Here is a 15,804-nt window from a genome sequence, read left to right as displayed (position 1 = left end):
GCCCAGGCACCAGACACGGTGCCCCGGCCGACCCGCCGACAAGGCACCTCTCGGCTATTCCCTAACAACTCCTAACCACCAGACCCGTTTCTCGCGTAGCGCTTTGCGGCGATGAGGCAGCACCCATGGCCGTCACGTCCCGCGGAGTGGTGTAGGAGCGGACCTGCTACGGCGTGCCGCCAAGATAGAGGCGGGTCATCGCGTGAGTCTCTGTGTGAACGACCAAGAACACGCAATCGTGACGGCTGCGATCGTGGCCCGCGACAAGTCTCCAGATCAAGCATCCGCGCACATCGTCGCCGCGCTGTTCGGGATCGGCAGGGCCTGCCTGGTCTAGCAGGGCGGGCGCGCGCGAGCACCCCGGCCTGTCGTGGATCGCCGCCGGCGTCCTCGCCCTCGGCGCAAGTTCGTCGCCACCTCCAGCAGCGAGCACACGCAAAAGACGAATATGGGCGGTTGCCAGTCTATTCACGATGGTTGTCCGCCTGCCGAGACGTCGGCGCGGCCCCACCGCCCACGAACGCCACACAGGGTGATTCGGCCGATCCGATCGGGAATCACCGGATCGGTCGCCAGACGGCCGGCGTGCGGCTCCATGCCGAGCATCGTCCGGAGCAACAGCATGGGTGTGCCCGTCGACCACGCCTGCGGACTACATGCGGTGGGGTACTGGACGGGGTATCTGGTCAACTCTCGTTCGTAGCCGGCGAATGCTTCTGGTAGGCGCCCCCTGAAGTACTGCGCCGCATCGATGATCGCTTCCGCGATTCGCCCGGCCTGTTCGGCGAAGCCGTAGCGCCGGAGCCCCCATGCGATGATCGAGTTGTCGAATGGCCAGACCGTGCCGACGTGATAGCCGACCGGGTTGTATCGTCCCTCACCCTTCGCCAGTGTCCGTACGCCCCAACCGGAGAAGAGTTCCGGTCCGGCCAGGTGGGCGGCGATCGCGCCGGCGCGGGACTCCTCGACGATGCCGCTCCACAGCAAGTGGCCGATGTTCGAGGAGAGCGCGTCCACCGTCCGGCCGTCGGTGTCGAGGGCCAACGCATAGAATTCACGGTCCGCCACCCAGTAGTCGTGGTTGAACCGGCGTTTGAGATCCGCCGCCTGTGCCTCGAGCGCGTCGGCGTACGCCGGATCGTTCCAGAACTCCCGGGCCAGTCGGGCGCCGCGCATCTTTGCGTCGTACGCGTAGCCCTGCAGTTCACAGGTTGCCCGGGGCAGCCCCGGCAACGTCCCGTCGTGGTAGGAGATGGAGTCCCAGGAATCCTTCCAACACTGGTTGTCCAGCCCGGTCTGTTTATTCCGACGCTGGTACCACAGGTAGCCGTTGCCCATGATGTCGCCGTACTCGTCGATCCAGCCCAGCGCGGCCCGCGCAACCGGCTCGAGGTGCCGCACCAAGGCGACGTCGCCGGTCCAGCGCTCGTACTCGTCGAGCAGCACCACGAACAGGGGAGTGGCGTCAGCCGCCCCGAAGTACGGCGAGTGCGGCTGCTCTGCGAATGCGACCGTCTCCCCGTACCGCACCTCGTGCAAGATCTTGCCGGGCTCCTCCTCGAGAAAGTCGTCCAGCCTGCTGCCCTGCAAAGCTCCTAGCACCTGCAGCGTTGTGGCGGCGAGGCCCGGCACGAACGGCAGCGCCTGCAGAGACACGAAGATGCTGTCGCGACCGAAGATGCTCATGAACCATGGCAGCCCGGCCGCCGGAACACTCTCCCCGCCAGCGATCAGCGGCATGAATCGTAGCGCGGCAAGATCGACCAGCCCGCGCTGATATGCCGTCGCCAGCGACTTGTTGTCGCACTCGAGCCGTGGTGCGCGACGCAGCCACGCCTCGAGGTCATGGCGCATCTGTGGCCTCGTCCGACCGGGCCGGCCCTGAAGAGCCATGCGAATGTCCCGCCCGTCCGGTCCCACGGTTTCGACGCGTATCTCGGCGGCCCACTGACTGTGGGGTTCGAGCCGGACGGTGAAGGTCAAGCCCCGCTCGTCAACATGGGCGGGCGGGTCACTGGTGATGACGCTCTCGCGGCGGAACGTCCCTCGCTGATAGCCGAGACGCAGACAGCCGTTCTCGATCCGGGTGTAGTAGCTCCCCTTCTTCTGCCGTACGTCCTTGATCTCGAACAGGTCGGCGAAGTCGCTGCTGGCGTCCACACGGATGCACACGTGGACCGGCTCCCGCTCATGATTGAGGACGGTCAGTCGCTCGTGCATGCTGCCGATGATCGAACGTTGGCGGATCACGGACAACTCGGGTTCGATAAGGGGCGACGGGGCGACGGGGACCAGGAAATAACGCGTCTCGTAGTACTCCAGGTCATCAACGGTCAGTGCCTGCAGCCGTTCGCCGTTGACGCTCAACTGCCACGTCGACAGGAATCGTGTGTCGAACGAGAAGAGACCAGTCGGAAACGTGGGCGACGCTACGATGTCGCCGTTGGAGTCGCTCACCACGAATGTGCCGCCGTCCAGAATTCTGACGAGATCCGCGCTCATGGCCGGTGTTCCCGACCGCCGACCTGCGGGTGGCGTGCCCAAGGCGGACCGGGGAAAATGCGTTCAAAGCGGGCCAGCAACATCAGATCACCCTCAACCACGACCTCGTTCCGCAGCCATGCCCGCCGCATGCGTTCACGGCCGGTCGCCATGCTGTCGAACAGCGCGTGGTCGGTGCGAACGACGCAGTCGGCCCCGCGTTCCTCCCGCGACACCCGGACCTCCCCGTTCCTGATCTCCACGAACCAGTGGTTCGTCCGGTGATCCTGGCTAAGGCTAAACAGGATCGTGCCCTCCGTTCCCTCCAACAGGGGTTCATGCGCACGCCTGCGTACCGCCTCGAAGAATTCGCCGGTCGGATCCCGAATGGGTCCTCACCCCCTATGCGCCACGCCACCCTTCACCCGGCAGCAGACCCCTCGACGGCAGCAGACCCCTCGACGGCGTTACATCCCTGGGTTACCCACAAGAGGTGAACCGACACGTGCGGAGCCCTTGGCGACGGCGATCAAGGAGTCACGAGATTCATGGCGTCGAACTACCGCCGAGTACTCGGGGTGCTGTTGATCGAATTGCACGGTTCCGGTAGGCCAGCAGGCCGCCGACGGTCGTGGCAGCGCCGGCTATCACCATCATGATCACCATCGGGGCGATGGATCCGTTGGTCGCGCTGGTGAGGGAAAGCGCGGGAATTGGCAAAAGTGCGCCGCCGATGAGTACGGCGATGGTGATGCTGGCCGCTACACCGATGTAACGCAATTTGACCGGAAACAGGTCTGCCGTCAGTGCTGGCGCTATCCCGCTGAAGATCCCGTACGGGACGGCTCCGACCATCATCGCCGCCAGCAGTGCCGGCAAGGACGATGCGCCGACCAGCCAATACGATGGCGCCGCCCAGAAGATCAGCCAAACGCCGGAAATGATTATTGCCCGTTCCCTGCCCCACCGGTCCCCGTAATGGGCGCTCGCGATGGCAACGATGACTATGACGGTCGCGGTCGGCATCAGTCCGAGTTGTACCCAGGAGACGGGCAGAGTTGGTACGTAGACCTTGACGTAGGCAAGTAGGCTTGTCAGGTACGCATAGGCGAAGGCGGCCGGGCCAATCCCCATAAGGATCCCAATCGCAGCGGGCCTGGGCGCCTCCCTGAGGAGCTTTCGGATCTGGCCGGCGCCGGCGGCTCGTCTGACGTTTGGACCCTTCATCGCGGCGACGAACTCCGGCGTCTCCGCCAGTCGGGCACGGAACAGCAGGCCGACGATCACCAGCAGGGCGCTGAACAAGAAGGGAATTCGCCATCCCCACACGTCGAATACCGCCGGGCCCACGGCAGCGTTGACCACCACCAGTGTCACCGCGACGATCAGGATCCCCAACGGGAAGCCAATTTGTGGGAACGACCCATATAAAGTCCGCCGATGCGGCGGCGCATGCTCGACGGCAACCACCACCGCTCCCGGATATTCGCCACCGACGGCCATCCCTTGCACCAGTCGGAGTGCTACCAAGAGAAGGGGCGCGGTTATACCGATGGTCGAGTACGTCGGAAGCAGTCCGATGCCGACGGTCGCCACACCCATCATGGCAAGAGACCCGAGAAGGGCAGGGCGCCTGCCGACGCGGTCGCCGATGCGGGCGAATAGTGCAGCACCCAGGGGCCGTATGAAGAAGGCAACAGCATGACTGGAGAAGGCGGCCAGGGTGCCGAGCCATGGGTGGAAACCGGGAAAGAAGAGCGGGCCAAAAACAGTTGCCGCAATGAACGCGTAGAGCAGGAAATCGTAAATTTCAACCGCAGTGCCGATCATCGCAACTAACGCGACCTGTCGCGGCGTCAGGAAGGTCTTCGGCATAAGACCTCCAGAGGCGGTCACTTCCTGCAGCGAACCTCGATGGACATCGCGGCTTCCCATTTCTGCCGAAGGTAAACACCGACGTTCTTGCTGCCCTGTTCGTACGAAGCCTGCTGGCACGTCCACCAGGCCGACCGGATCGAGACAGCTACAGGCTGCCCCCATAGGGGATCGCGGAGTCGGTTGGCAGCGCGATGCTGGCGATGCGCCGGAGGCCGTCACGGAAGGTGCGGTTGGCTGCCCATCCGTTCATGGGCGGTCGGGGGCGTTGCGCCATACCGGTTGGGTGTGCGGGTAGCGGTGGAGCTGGCATTGGATACCTGCGCGGGTGATGACGATGCAGGTGGCGCGAGCCAATGGCTCAGTGCAGGCGCAGGGTGCCCGCGTAACTCTTGTTCGCGGCGGCCCGCAAGAGCCTGTTCTGCGTACGGACGACGTCGGTCGGTCTAACGTGGCGTAGCAGCGCGTTCACGTTCGCGTCGAGGGTGCGTGTGACGATGACGGCGGGGGAGATCTGGGTACACGCCCTCTTTCCCGCAGCGGTGGCGAGCGGGCGCAGGCGCAGGCCGGCCAGTTGGGGCGGGATGACGGTGGGCATCGAGTGCCAGACCGCCGCGTCGATGTCCCCGGCGAGCACGGCTGCCGGGGCGAAGACGAATGGGCACTGCACGTACTCGGGGTTGCGGTCGCCGAACTCGGCCTCGCTCAGCCGTTGGTGGTCGTACGAGTTGCGGTCGATGCCCACCCGCAGGGGAGTGCCCGGCCTGCGGGTGGCGTGCTCGACAACGACGAGGGAGCCGTTGGAGTAGAAGGTTCCCGGGCCCAGGTCGAGACCGGCCAGTCCGGGCAGGGTTTCCTTGTGCCGCTCCAGCGCCCCGGCCGAGGTGACCGTGGCGTGCACCCGCTCGTGGTAGACGTCCTCGAGCCGGGTGATCGCGCCCGGGCGGAAGTCGGCGACTACCGCGATGCCGAGGTCGGCGAGCGCGTTCTGGATCGCTTCGAGGATGCCCTGCTGCTCGACGGGGCCTTGCGGCGGCAGGATCATCCGGAAGTTGCCGAGGGCGGCTGCGTTCCATAGCTGTCCGATGTCCCGGCTTACCACCACGGTGCCCTGATGGCCCCGCGCGGTCAGGGTCACTGCTCCGGCGTCCTGCAGGTTGCGCAGCGCCTTGACTACCGTGCCCGTGCCCGCGCCCGTGCTCGCCTGCAACTCCTGCACCGTCGGGATGCGTTGACCCACCTCGCGGGCGAGCAGTACCCGCGCCACGTGGGCGCGGACATCGGGTTCGGCGGTCGCAGTCACGGCCGGGAACCGAGGCCCAGCTTGCCGGGGTTGAGCAGATGGCTGGGGTCCAGCGCATCCTTGAGCCGGCGGAGCACCGGATAGCCGGTGCCCAGGGACTCTTCGACCCAGGGCTGTCGGGCCAGGCCCCCGCCGTGGTGGTGCGAAATCTCGCCGTCGTGGGCGATCACCACCTTCATGGCCCGGGCCCAGATCTCCTCGAGCCGGCTCAGCGCCACCTCGTCGTCGTCGGCCTGGCCGAGCAGAATCAAGTAGAGCGACGAGCCCTGGTCGTACACGTGCGAGAAGTGACCCAGCACCTCGCCGGCTAGCGGGGCGAGCTGCTCCTTGAGCTCGGCGTACATCGGGCCGATCCGGCTCCACAGGTTGGCGACTTCGACGGTCTCGGCGTACCCACCTGGCCGGGCGAGGAGGTTTTCCACCGTCGAGAAGTCGTAGCGGCGGTCGAGCCAGGCGTTGACCGGTGCGGCCCCCATGCTCGTTCCTCCCAGCGACGCGACGATCGCGGTGGCCGCGGCGTGCTCGGCGGTCGCGACGTCAGCCAGGCCCTCGTGTCCAAGGAACAATACCGGTGCGGTGGCGGGCGTGGTGGGGACGGCGTGGGCGGCCTCGTCGAGGTCGTAGAAGCGGACCAGGAACGGTCGCAGCCCGGCCTGGCTGATGCGCCGCATTGCGGCCAGACCGGCGTCGACGGTCGGTAGTGCGAACGCCTCGACGATCCGGTGCTCGGCGCGTGCGAAGACCTTCAGCGTCACCTGGGTGACCACGCCCAGGGTGCCCTCGGAGCCGATGAACAGTTGCTTCAGGTCGGGGCCCATCGCCGCGCGTGGGCGCTGGCCGAGCTCGGCGATCGTGCCGTCGGCCAGGACCACCTGGTAGCCGACGAGGAGGTCCTCGATGCCGCCGTAGCGGGAGGAGAACTGGCCGGTGGCCCGGGTAGCGATCCAGCCGCCGATAGTGGACCGGCCGAGCGACTGGGGTGAGTGGTTAAGTGTGAGGTCGCGCTGGTTGAGCCAGGCTTCGAGGTCGCTGCCGCGTACGCCGGCCGCGACGGTGACCGTGCGGTCGACCTCGTTCAGTTCGGGTTCGGAGACCAGTTCGGCCATGTCGAGCACGATGCCGCCCGCGACAGGCAGCGGCTGGCCGGTTACGGAGGAGCCCAGGCCCCAGGCGGTGATGGGGGTGTCCGTCTCGGCGCCAATCCGCAGTGCCTCGACGACGTCGGCGACAGTGCGGGCGCGCACGATCGCGTCCGGACGGAAGGGGTGCCTGCCGAGTTTGGCCCACACGGTGGCGACAGGCCACGTGTCGTGGCTGCGGGCGTCGCGGTCGGCGTCGTCGGTGAGCAGCGCGTCCGGGCCGAAGGCGTGGCGGAGTTGGTCGATTACCGAGGCGGCCGACATGACTTACTCCCTGATCACTAATCGGACCGCCTGTCACGCTCCGGGTGCGCTTACTCAATCCTCAAAAAACTGAGTTGTCAAGACGTGTTGTGCGGGTTGCGGGACTCGATGGCCTCCCTCCCCAGGGAGGCGTCAGGACCAGGAAGTCTGCCGAAGCAAACCCTTGACATGTTGGAAACGGCACTCCTAGCCTCTGCTCAACAGACAGACTTCTGAATTTTCGAGGACGGGCCCACAGGCCGCCACCCACTACGGGAAGGTGAGAAGCGGTGACAGCGCACGCACTGCTCGAGGCGCGAGGGGTGAGGAAACGTTTCGGCGCCGTCGAGGCCCTGCGCGGAGCGAACTTCTCCGTCCATCCCGGTGAGGTCGTGGCGCTCATGGGCGACAACGGCGCCGGCAAGAGCACCTTGATCAAGACGATCTGCGGGGTGCACGGCCCTGACGAGGGTGAGATCCTCTTCCACGGCAAGTCAATCGCCGGCTGGACGCCCAGCGAGATCCACGCGATGGGCATCGAGACGGTCTACCAGGACCTCGCCCTAGCGCCCGACCTGGACACCGCCGCAAACCTCTACCTCGGTCGTGAGTTGCTCGCGAAGGGCCTGCTCGGCCGGCTCGGGGTGCTGGACAAGAAGCGGATGGCGACGCATGCCCAGCAGGTGCTCACCGAACTGAACGTCAACATCAAGGACGCCTCGGCTCCGGTCGCCATGCTCTCCGGCGGCCAGCAGCAGAGCGTCGCCGTCGCACGGGCCGTCACCTGGGCGAACAAGCTCGTGATCATGGATGAGCCGACCGCCGCGCTGGGCGTGCCCCAGACCCGCGCGGTGCTCGACCTGATCCGCCGGGTCCGTGACTCGGGCCGCTCGGTCGTGCTGATCAGCCACAGCCTCCCCGACGTCATGGCCGTTTCCGACCGCATCGAGGTGCTCCGGCTCGGCCGCCGTGTCGCCCGGTTGACGACCCGGGACACCACCGAGGAACAGATCGTGGGCGCCATGACCGGCGCGTTCACCAGTGAGGACGCGGCATGACATCGACTACCGAGACGCCCACCGAGACACCGGCTGGCAGCGCCGTCCCGCCCCGCGGCCGCCGCGTGTTGCTCGGCTCGGCCACCGACATCACCGCGGTCCTGCTCGTGATCGTGGCCCTGTTCGCCATCCTCGACTTCGGTGCGTTCTTCACCAGCGCGAACCTGATCAATATCCTCATCAACGCGTCCCTGCTGATCGTGATGGGTGTCGGCGCGACGTTCGTGCTGATCACCGGCGGCGTCGATCTCTCGGTCGGTTCGGTGCTCGTCTTCTCGGGCGTCATCGCGGGCAAGGTGATGATCGCCATGGGTCCGCAAGGCTGGGGCGCCAGCATCGTCGGCGTCGTCGTCGCGATGCTGGCCGGCGCTGTCTGGGGCGCGATCAACGGCATCGTGATCACAAAACTACGTGTGCCGCCGCTGATCACCACGCTCGGATCGTTTGGGGCCGCGATGGGCCTGGCCCAGATCGTCACCAACGGCAACGACCTCAAGGACGTGCCCAACGAACTGATCGACACCCTGGGTGTCGGGCGCTTCGTTGGCCTGCCCTGGCTGGTCTGGGTGGCGCTACTGGTAGCGCTCGTCGGCGGTCTGATCCTCGCGCTCACCCGTTACGGGCGGCGCACCTACGCGATCGGCTCGAACGCCGAGGCAGCCCGGCGGGCCGGCATGAACGTCGACCGGCATCTGATCAGCGTCTACACGGTCGCGGGGCTGCTCGCCGGCCTGGCGGGAATCATGAGTTACGCCCAGTTCGGCTCCACGACCCTGAGCGGCCACGGCACCGACAACCTCGCGGTAATCGCCGCGGTTGTCATCGGCGGCACCAGCCTCTTCGGCGGCGTCGGCACCATGTTCGGCACCCTCGTCGGCACCATGATCCCCGCCGTGCTCGCCAACGGCCTGGTGATCGTCGGCCTCAACTCCTTCTGGCGCGACTTCGCCGTCGGCGTCGTCCTCGTCGCGGCCGTCTACCTCGACCAGCTGCGCCGGCGGTCCCGCACCAGGCGTTGAACCCACCCCCTACCACCCCCTCTTTCAGTAACCCAGGAAGGAATCCCCCCATGCGTCCTTACCGCTGGGTATCTGCCGCGACCGCGGCCATGCTCCTGACTTCTCTCGCCGCCTGCGGCGGCAACGACTCCGGCGGCTCCGGCGACAAGACCAGCGGCTTCAAGATCGCCCTGATCCCGGGCGTCGCGAACGACGCCTACTACGGCTCCGTAGCGTGCGGCGTGCAGGCCGCCGCGAAGGCGAGCAACTCGACCGTCGAGGTACAAGCGCCAAAGTCGTTCAGCCCGACCGACCAGATCCCCATCCTGCAGGCGGTCATCGCCAAGAAGCCTGACGCGATCATCATCGCGCCGACCGACAGCAAAGCGCTGTACGCGCCGCTCAAGCAGGCCGTCGCCCAGGGCATCAAGGTGGTCCTGGTTGACACCACGCTCGAGGACCCGTCTCTGGCGGAAGCGCAGGTCAGCTCCGACAACGTCGAGGCCGGCAAGACCGCCGCGGCCAAGCTGATCGAGCTGCTTGGCAACAGGTCCGGCTCGGTTCTCACGGTCAACCTGTCGGCCGGCGTCACCACTACCGACGACCGTTTCAAGGGCTTCGCCGAAGGACTCAAGGCCGCGCCGGCACTCAAGGACCTGGGCCAGCAGTACTCCAACAACAGTGTGCAGACCGCGTCCTCGATTGTCTCGTCGACGATCGCCGCCCATCCCGACCTGGTCGGCATTTTCTCCACGGCCGCGTTCAACACCGAGGGGGCCGTCGCGGCGCTGCGCGCGGCCAAGGACACCAAGGTGACCGTCGTCGGCTTCGACGCCAACCCGCCCGGCGTCAAGCAGATCCGCGACGGCGAGGTCGCCGCGCAGGTCGTGCTCAAGCCGTACGACGAGGGCGTGGCGGCCGGCGAGCAGGCCATCAACGCGCTTACCGGCAAGCCGGTCACCAAGGTCATCTCGACCGGCGCGGTGGTGGCCACCAAGGACAACCTGGACAGCCCCGAGGTCAAGAAGTACCTCTACAGCTTCGACTGCCCGGCGGCTTGATCTCCACCCCATCTTGGCGAAAGGTAGACATGGACTCGCGTACCGGTAAGAAGATCAGGCTCGGCCGTCTGCTGAGCCCGACCACGGGAAGGTCGGTCGTCGTCGCGGCCTCACACGGTGTGATGAGCGGCCCGCCCGCCGGACTGCGGACCCGGGCCGAGATCGATGCGGCCTTCGCCAAGATGGGGGCGGCCGACGGCGTCATGGTGTCCCCCGGCATGCTGCCGCTCCTCGAGGACTTCTACGTCGGCAGGGGCCGCCCCGCCGCGGTCCTGCACCTGGACTGGAAGAACCACGGCCGCAGGATCTACACCCCCGGCAAGGACGGGCGCAGCGAGGGCGTTCTGGCCCAGCTCGCCTCGCTCGAGGAGGTGGCCGCCGCCGGCGTCGACGCGGTCATGACCTACCTGTACATCGGTCAGCGCGACAGCACGCTCGAACGGGCCGAGATCGAGCGCAATGCCCGGATCGTCGCCGAGGCGGCCAAGGTCGGCGTCGCCGTCATCGTCGAGCCTCGGTCGTCGCTGGAGGCCGAGGGAGGCGACGCACTCAGCACCGAGGTGCTTAGCCTGTACTGCCGGATCTCCGCCGACATCGGCGCGGACCTCGTAAAAGTTCTGTGGAACGGGTCCGTGGACGCGTTCGCACCTGTGGCGCAGAGCTGCTACGCGCCGATCCTGGTCGCAGGCGGCCCGGGCGGTGAGGACGAGAAGGACACGCTTCAGCTTGCCGCTGACTCGATCGCGGCCGGCGCGGCCGGAGTGATGTTCGGCCGCCGGGTCTTCCGGGCTTCCCGTCCCGACGCCGTGCTAGCCGGGCTGCGCAGCGTCGTCCACGAGGGTGCGTCGGTGGATGACGCCCTCGCCCGACTGTGAGGGACGGACGCCAATGTTGCTGATCGTGGGTGAGGCGATCGTCGCCTACCAGCGGGACATCGGCGCGGACGGCTCACACGCCGACGCTCCGTACACCGGGCCGTGGCCGAGCGGCTCGCCCGCGATTGCCGCGTACGTGGCCGCCCGGCTCGGCGTACCCACCATGTTCGTCGGTGGAGTCGGCCGGGACAGTCACGGCAAGGTGATGGCGGACGGCCTCGCCGCCGGGAATGTGGTGACCGACCACCTCGCGATAGCCGCGGATGCCCCGACCGCAACGGCCTACATCACCTACCGAGGAGAGGCGCGCGACTTCGACTTCCGGGTGGCCGGCACGGCCGCGACGCTGATCAACGAACGGGATCTCGGTGACCTGCCGGAGCGGGCCGACTGGGTGCACATGTCGGGCTCCGCGCTGATCTTCGGCGAACCGCTCGCCGCGACGACCCTGTCCGCGCTGCGTCGGGCCCGAGCGGCCGGCGCCCGGATCTCGGTCGACCCGAACGTGCGGCCCGAAGCCCTGCACCGCTCGGCCCGCAGCGCGCTGATCGAGGTGCTCGGGCTTGCGCACGTGCTGCTGCCCAGCGAGGGCGAACTCGCGGCGCTCGGCGTTGACGCACTCTCCCTGGTGGCCGCGGGCGCGACGGTGTGCACGACGCTCGGCTCGGGCGGCGCGACCGTCACCGACGCTTCCGGGACCACACACGTCGACGCGCTGCCGGTGGAACCGGTGGACACGGACGGGGCGGGGGACTCGTTCGCGGCCGGCTTCATCGCGGCGACGCTGGCCGGCCAAAACCCGGTGGCCGCAGCGCGGGCCGGGGCGCGGGTAGCAGCCGCGGCGATCCAGACCGAGGGGCCGATGACGGTCGTGCCTGACGCCGGGTTGCTGGCCGAGTGAGCGGCCGCCTGCTGATCGTCGGGCTAGCGACCTCCCTAGACCGGTACGCCTGGTTGCCGCAGCTGCGGCTCGGCGCGATCAACCGGCCGCGCGAAGTGCTGGTCCGCGCCGGTGGTAAAGGCCTGAACGCCGCGAGGGCCGCCTCGGGGCTCGGCGTCCGCGTGCGGTCGGTCTCGTTGGCCGGCGGTGAGACCGGGCAGCTCGTGCGGGCGCTCGCGCCGCCGCTGGATGTGCGGTTTGTTGACAGCGGCGCAGAGACCCGGCAATGCCTCTGCCTGCTCGGCGACGACGCGGTTCTGACCGAGGTCTACGAGCCAGTCCTGCCCGTTTCCTCAACAATCTGGCCGTCCGTTCTCTCCGCGGTGGCCGACGAGATCGAAGAGTGTGATCTCGTCGCACTGTCGGGACGGGTGCCGCCCGGGCTGCCCGTGGACGCGCTCGCCGAGATCGTCGATCTGGCGGTCGCCCGTCGGGTACCGGTCGTCGTGGACTCCGACGGGCCGTCGCTGATTGAGGCCATCCGGCGTGGGCCGACACTGGTCAAGGTGAACGCTGCCGAGGCCGCCGCTGCGGCACCAGGAGACCTAAGCCAGCTGCAGAAACTGGGCGCGAAATCCGTAGTGGTCACGACCGGGCCGACTGGGGCGCGCTTCCTCGGCGCGGACGGCTCGCGTCTGACGGTCTCGCACGACGCGATCCCCAACGCTCTGCCCGTCGGCAGCGGCGACGCCTTCCTGGCCGGCCTCACCGCAGTATGGCTCGGCGGCTCCTCCGGCCCGCCATTTGGCGGCCTGTCGGAACCGGCCGAGGCACTCCGGGTCGCGGCTGCAGCGGCCCGGGCCAACGCCCGCCGGCTCCCCGCGGGAGATATCAGCTGGGACCAGGTCAAGGCCGAACTGTCCGCGGTGCGGATCTCCGCGATCTGAACGTTCCGTCCACGACTTTGGTGGCTGTCTGATTACAGCCGCCGAGGGGTGCTCAGGCCCGCCGTACCGGCTGGCGCAGCAGTGTGCGCGGCGCCAGGTCGTCCAGGACGAGACGGACCCGGCCGGTGCGTTGCGCGTCGGCCTGGCCCGGGCCGGGTACGCCGTCGATGTGGCGGCCGACGGGGCCGAGGCGTACGAGCTGCTGCTGGTCAACGCAAGATCAAAGGGCGTTGAGCCTGGTAGCTAGGAGCGACCGGCAGCAGGTGTCACTTGAGCCTGCAGGTGGTGGGCCGGGCATCCCAGCGGTAGAGAGTTCGGGCACGGCGGATGAGTTGACGGATTGTGACGATGGCTGCTGCCAGGTACCGGTAGAAGACGATGGTCCTGGCGTTGCGGTCGGTGCCGTGGCGGACCTTGCGACCCCTCTCGTCCACGAGTTCGTTCGCTCGACTACCCAGCGTCTGCCGACCTGGACCGGGGCGGGGATGCCCTTGCGCGCGTTGTCGGCGTATAAGCCCAACTCGTCGAGCAGGTTGCGGTCGGACCGTTGTCGTAGGCGAGGTCCAGACGCGCGGTGACCTGCTCGGGCCGGCGATGCCGCAGTTGGGTGCTGCACCGTCGAAGGTCGCGCAGTAGCGGCGAGTCGTGGCGGTTGGCCGCCGCGCCGGTCAACCCGAGCGGGATCCCCTTGCCGTCCACGCCGGTCGAGGGTTTCGCCATTGACGGGCCACGCCCGCGTCCTTCCTCCGGACGGGTCGGTGTCACGCCGGCGACGGGCACGGGGCCATGCAAAGCCCGTCGGTCATTTCTTGGAGGCGCTGCTCATCGGTCGCCGGCGTGGCCTGTCGAACATGCCGTCGAGCGGCAACCTCACCTCTGCCCCGACCTCGCAGCAGGAGGGTCGCGGCGTGTGCACGTTTGCCAGGCGGGGCGGTGGCCTTACGTGGAGCTATCTCGGGAGGTGGATGGCGAACGGTAGCTCGCTGACGACGACGTCGGCCCGGATCCTCCGTCCGGCGTGGACTTCGGACGGTGGGCGGACTCGCCTGAACGGTTGAGTTCGGTCCCGGGTTGGGGCCGGCGGCGAGCCGGCTCACCAGGTATGGAACGGGGTCGTGGGGAGATCGACGGGGGAGGCTCGCATCCGGGTTCTCTGGCGTCGGACGTGGTTCCGGAAGGCCCATGCTGGTGGTATGGTGTCCCAAGTATTCCACCATGCGGAAATTGGTATTCGCCATACGAAAGACAGGAGGTCGAGCGTGGCCACAGAGGCCTCGGTGAGGATCGTTGGACCGGCTGTAACGGGCAGCGAGGACGTGCTCACCCCCGACGCGCTCGCGTTCGTCGCCGACCTGCACCGCCGTTTCCATGGCGACCGAAACCGGCTACTGACCGAGCGGGTGCGCCGACGTACCGAGATCGCCCGGACCGGGCGGCTGGACTTCCTGTCGGAGACGGCCGATGTCCGGGCGGGCGACTGGCGGGTGGCAACCGCCCCGGCCGACCTGCGTGACAGGCGAGTGGAGATCACGGGTCCGACCGACCGGAAGATGACGATCAACGCGTTGAATTCCGGGGCCAAGGTGTGGCTCGCCGACTTCGAGGATGCCACCGCCCCGACGTGGACGAACGTGGTCGCCGGTCAGCTCAACCTTACCGACGCCATCGAACGGCGAATCGAGTTCACCAGCCCGGAGGGCAAGCGCTACCAGCTCGGCGAGGGACCGTTGCCGGCGATCGTGGTCCGGCCGCGCGGCTGGCACCTCGACGAACGGCACCTGCTGGTGGACGGGGCGCCGGCCGTCGGCGCGCTGGTCGACTTCGGCCTCTACTTCTTCCACAACGCCCGACGGCTGCTGGCCGCCGGCAGCGGGCCGTACTTCTACCTGCCCAAGCTGGAGGGGCACCGGGAGGCGCGGCTCTGGAACGACGTGTTCCGCTACGCGCAGGAGGCGCTGAGCATCCCCACTGGAACGATCCGCGCCACCGTGCTCATCGAGACCATCACCGCCGCGTTCGAGATGGACGAGATTCTCTACGAGTTGCGCGAGCATGTCTCCGGACTGAACGCCGGGCGCTGGGACTACCTGTTCAGCATCATCAAGACATTCCGTGACGCCGGATCCGGGTTCGTGCTGCCCGACCGCAACTCGGTGACGATGACGGCCCCGATGATGCGGTCGTACACCGACCTGCTGGTCGCAACCTGCCATCGGCGGGGCGCGGTGGCGATGGGCGGGATGGCGGCCTTCATCCCTAACCGCCGGGAGCCCGAGGTCACCGCGGCGGCTCTGGCCAAGGTGCGGGCGGACAAGGAGCGCGAGGCCGGCGACGGCTTCGACGGCTCCTGGGTTGCGCACCCGGATCTGGTGCCGGTCTGCCGGGAGGTGTTCGACGCGGTCCTGGGGGACCGGCCCAACCAGGTCGAGCGGCAGCGGGACGACGTGAAGGTCGCCGCCGACGATCTGCTCGACATCGCGGCCACGCCGGGCGCGGTGACCGAGGCGGGGCTGCGCAACAACATCGCGGTCGGGCTGCGCTACGTCGAGGCGTGGCTGCGGGGTACCGGTGCGGTGGCGATCTTCAACCTGATGGAGGACGCGGCCACGGCGGAGATCTCCCGGTCCCAGGTGTGGCAGTGGGTGCACACCGGTACGGCGCTGGACAGCGGTGAGGTGATCACGGCGGAGCGGGTTCGGGGCCTGATCGCCGAGGAGGTCAACGCGCTCCGGGCCGAGCTGGGCGCGGAGTGGTTCGCCGCCAGCCGGTACGAAACGGCCCGCGAGGTGTTCGAGGAGGTCGCACTCGGGGCGACCTACGTCGACTTCCTGACCCTGCCAGCGTACCGGTTGCTCGCCGGCTGAACCGGTCGCCGCAACGCCGGTCGCGCGGGCCAGGCGGCCGGCGTTGCGGTCGTGGGTGTCGCGGCCGGTCAGCGGTGTGC

The 15,804-nt window shown here is 68.0% G+C and carries 12 protein-coding genes; 7 read left to right on the top strand and 5 right to left on the bottom strand.

Annotated features, from left to right (window positions below; all coding sequences use genetic code 11):
• Nucleotides 1-468: 468 nt before the first annotated feature.
• The 5 genes from AB0L34_RS09015 to AB0L34_RS08995 all read right to left on the bottom strand — a co-directional run bounded on the left by AB0L34_RS09015 (nucleotide 469) and on the right by AB0L34_RS08995 (nucleotide 7,062).
• Complete coding sequence (locus tag AB0L34_RS09015; RefSeq protein WP_363703221.1) at nucleotides 469-2,502, bottom strand: glycogen debranching N-terminal domain-containing protein; 2,034 nt, start codon at nucleotides 2,500-2,502, stop codon at nucleotides 469-471.
• Nucleotides 2,499-2,870, bottom strand: a complete 372-nt coding sequence (locus tag AB0L34_RS09010) for an SCP2 sterol-binding domain-containing protein (RefSeq protein ID WP_363703225.1) — start codon at nucleotides 2,868-2,870, stop codon at nucleotides 2,499-2,501. Before AB0L34_RS09010 ends, AB0L34_RS09015 begins: the two co-directional genes overlap by 4 nt.
• A gap of 157 nt (nucleotides 2,871-3,027) precedes the next feature.
• A complete protein-coding gene (locus tag AB0L34_RS09005) occupies nucleotides 3,028-4,416 on the bottom strand; it encodes an MFS transporter (RefSeq protein ID WP_363703219.1) in 1,389 nt (462 codons plus the stop codon).
• A gap of 301 nt (nucleotides 4,417-4,717) precedes the next feature.
• Complete coding sequence (locus AB0L34_RS09000; protein ID WP_363703218.1) at nucleotides 4,718-5,659, bottom strand: YhfZ family protein; 942 nt, start codon at nucleotides 5,657-5,659, stop codon at nucleotides 4,718-4,720.
• The gene (locus AB0L34_RS08995) at nucleotides 5,656-7,062 is read right to left on the bottom strand and encodes an FAD-binding oxidoreductase (protein ID WP_363703216.1); all 1,407 of its coding nucleotides are present in this window, start codon (nucleotides 7,060-7,062) and stop codon (nucleotides 5,656-5,658) included. The genes AB0L34_RS09000 and AB0L34_RS08995 overlap by 4 nt, the downstream gene beginning before the upstream one ends.
• Nucleotides 7,063-7,331: 269 nt before the next feature.
• On the opposite strand from AB0L34_RS08995, the gene AB0L34_RS08990 reads away from it, so the two are divergent.
• From AB0L34_RS08990 to aceB, 7 genes are all read left to right on the top strand, one after another.
• Nucleotides 7,332-8,099 (top strand): ATP-binding cassette domain-containing protein, encoded by a 768-nt coding sequence (locus AB0L34_RS08990; protein ID WP_357462213.1) that lies wholly within the window; start codon nucleotides 7,332-7,334, stop codon nucleotides 8,097-8,099.
• Entirely contained in the window at nucleotides 8,096-9,118 is a 1,023-nt protein-coding gene (locus AB0L34_RS08985) for an ABC transporter permease (RefSeq protein ID WP_363703213.1), read from the top strand. The genes AB0L34_RS08990 and AB0L34_RS08985 overlap by 4 nt, the downstream gene beginning before the upstream one ends.
• Before the next feature lie 50 nt (nucleotides 9,119-9,168).
• The gene (locus tag AB0L34_RS08980; protein WP_357462219.1) at nucleotides 9,169-10,158 is read left to right on the top strand and encodes an ABC transporter substrate-binding protein; all 990 of its coding nucleotides are present in this window, start codon (nucleotides 9,169-9,171) and stop codon (nucleotides 10,156-10,158) included.
• 29 nt (nucleotides 10,159-10,187) lie between these two features.
• Nucleotides 10,188-11,033, top strand: a complete 846-nt coding sequence (locus tag AB0L34_RS08975) for a hypothetical protein (protein WP_357462221.1) — start codon at nucleotides 10,188-10,190, stop codon at nucleotides 11,031-11,033.
• Nucleotides 11,034-11,046: 13 nt separating this feature from the next.
• A complete protein-coding gene (locus AB0L34_RS08970) occupies nucleotides 11,047-11,934 on the top strand; it encodes a PfkB family carbohydrate kinase (protein WP_363703211.1) in 888 nt (295 codons plus the stop codon).
• Nucleotides 11,931-12,860, top strand: a complete 930-nt coding sequence (locus AB0L34_RS08965; protein ID WP_363703209.1) for a PfkB family carbohydrate kinase — start codon at nucleotides 11,931-11,933, stop codon at nucleotides 12,858-12,860. The genes AB0L34_RS08970 and AB0L34_RS08965 overlap by 4 nt, the downstream gene beginning before the upstream one ends.
• 1,277 nt (nucleotides 12,861-14,137) lie before the next feature.
• Entirely contained in the window at nucleotides 14,138-15,724 is a 1,587-nt protein-coding gene (gene aceB, locus AB0L34_RS08960) for a malate synthase A (RefSeq protein ID WP_363703207.1), read from the top strand.
• Nucleotides 15,725-15,804 lie beyond the last annotated feature (80 nt).

It is taken from the genome of Micromonospora sp. NPDC052213 (genome assembly GCF_040679695.1).
Taxonomy (GTDB): Bacteria; Actinomycetota; Actinomycetes; order Mycobacteriales; family Micromonosporaceae; genus Micromonospora.
The sequence above is the reverse complement of the archived record's forward strand: the minus strand, read 5'-3'. Positions and strand labels throughout refer to the sequence as shown.

Excerpts from the sequence above, each read along its gene's own strand:
- AB0L34_RS09015 (WP_363703221.1), bottom strand. The coding sequence starts at position 2,502 with ATGAGCGCGGATCTCGTCAGAATTCTGGACGGCGGCACATTCGTGGTG.
- AB0L34_RS09005 (WP_363703219.1), bottom strand. The coding sequence starts at position 4,416 with ATGGGAAGCCGCGATGTCCATCGAGGTTCGCTGCAGGAAGTGACCGCC.
- AB0L34_RS08995 (WP_363703216.1), bottom strand. The coding sequence starts at position 7,062 with ATGTCGGCCGCCTCGGTAATCGACCAACTCCGCCACGCCTTCGGCCCG.
- AB0L34_RS08985 (WP_363703213.1), top strand. The coding sequence starts at position 8,096 with ATGACATCGACTACCGAGACGCCCACCGAGACACCGGCTGGCAGCGCC.
- AB0L34_RS08980 (WP_357462219.1), top strand. The coding sequence starts at position 9,169 with ATGCGTCCTTACCGCTGGGTATCTGCCGCGACCGCGGCCATGCTCCTG.
- AB0L34_RS08975 (WP_357462221.1), top strand. The coding sequence starts at position 10,188 with ATGGACTCGCGTACCGGTAAGAAGATCAGGCTCGGCCGTCTGCTGAGC.
- AB0L34_RS08970 (WP_363703211.1), top strand. The coding sequence starts at position 11,047 with ATGTTGCTGATCGTGGGTGAGGCGATCGTCGCCTACCAGCGGGACATC.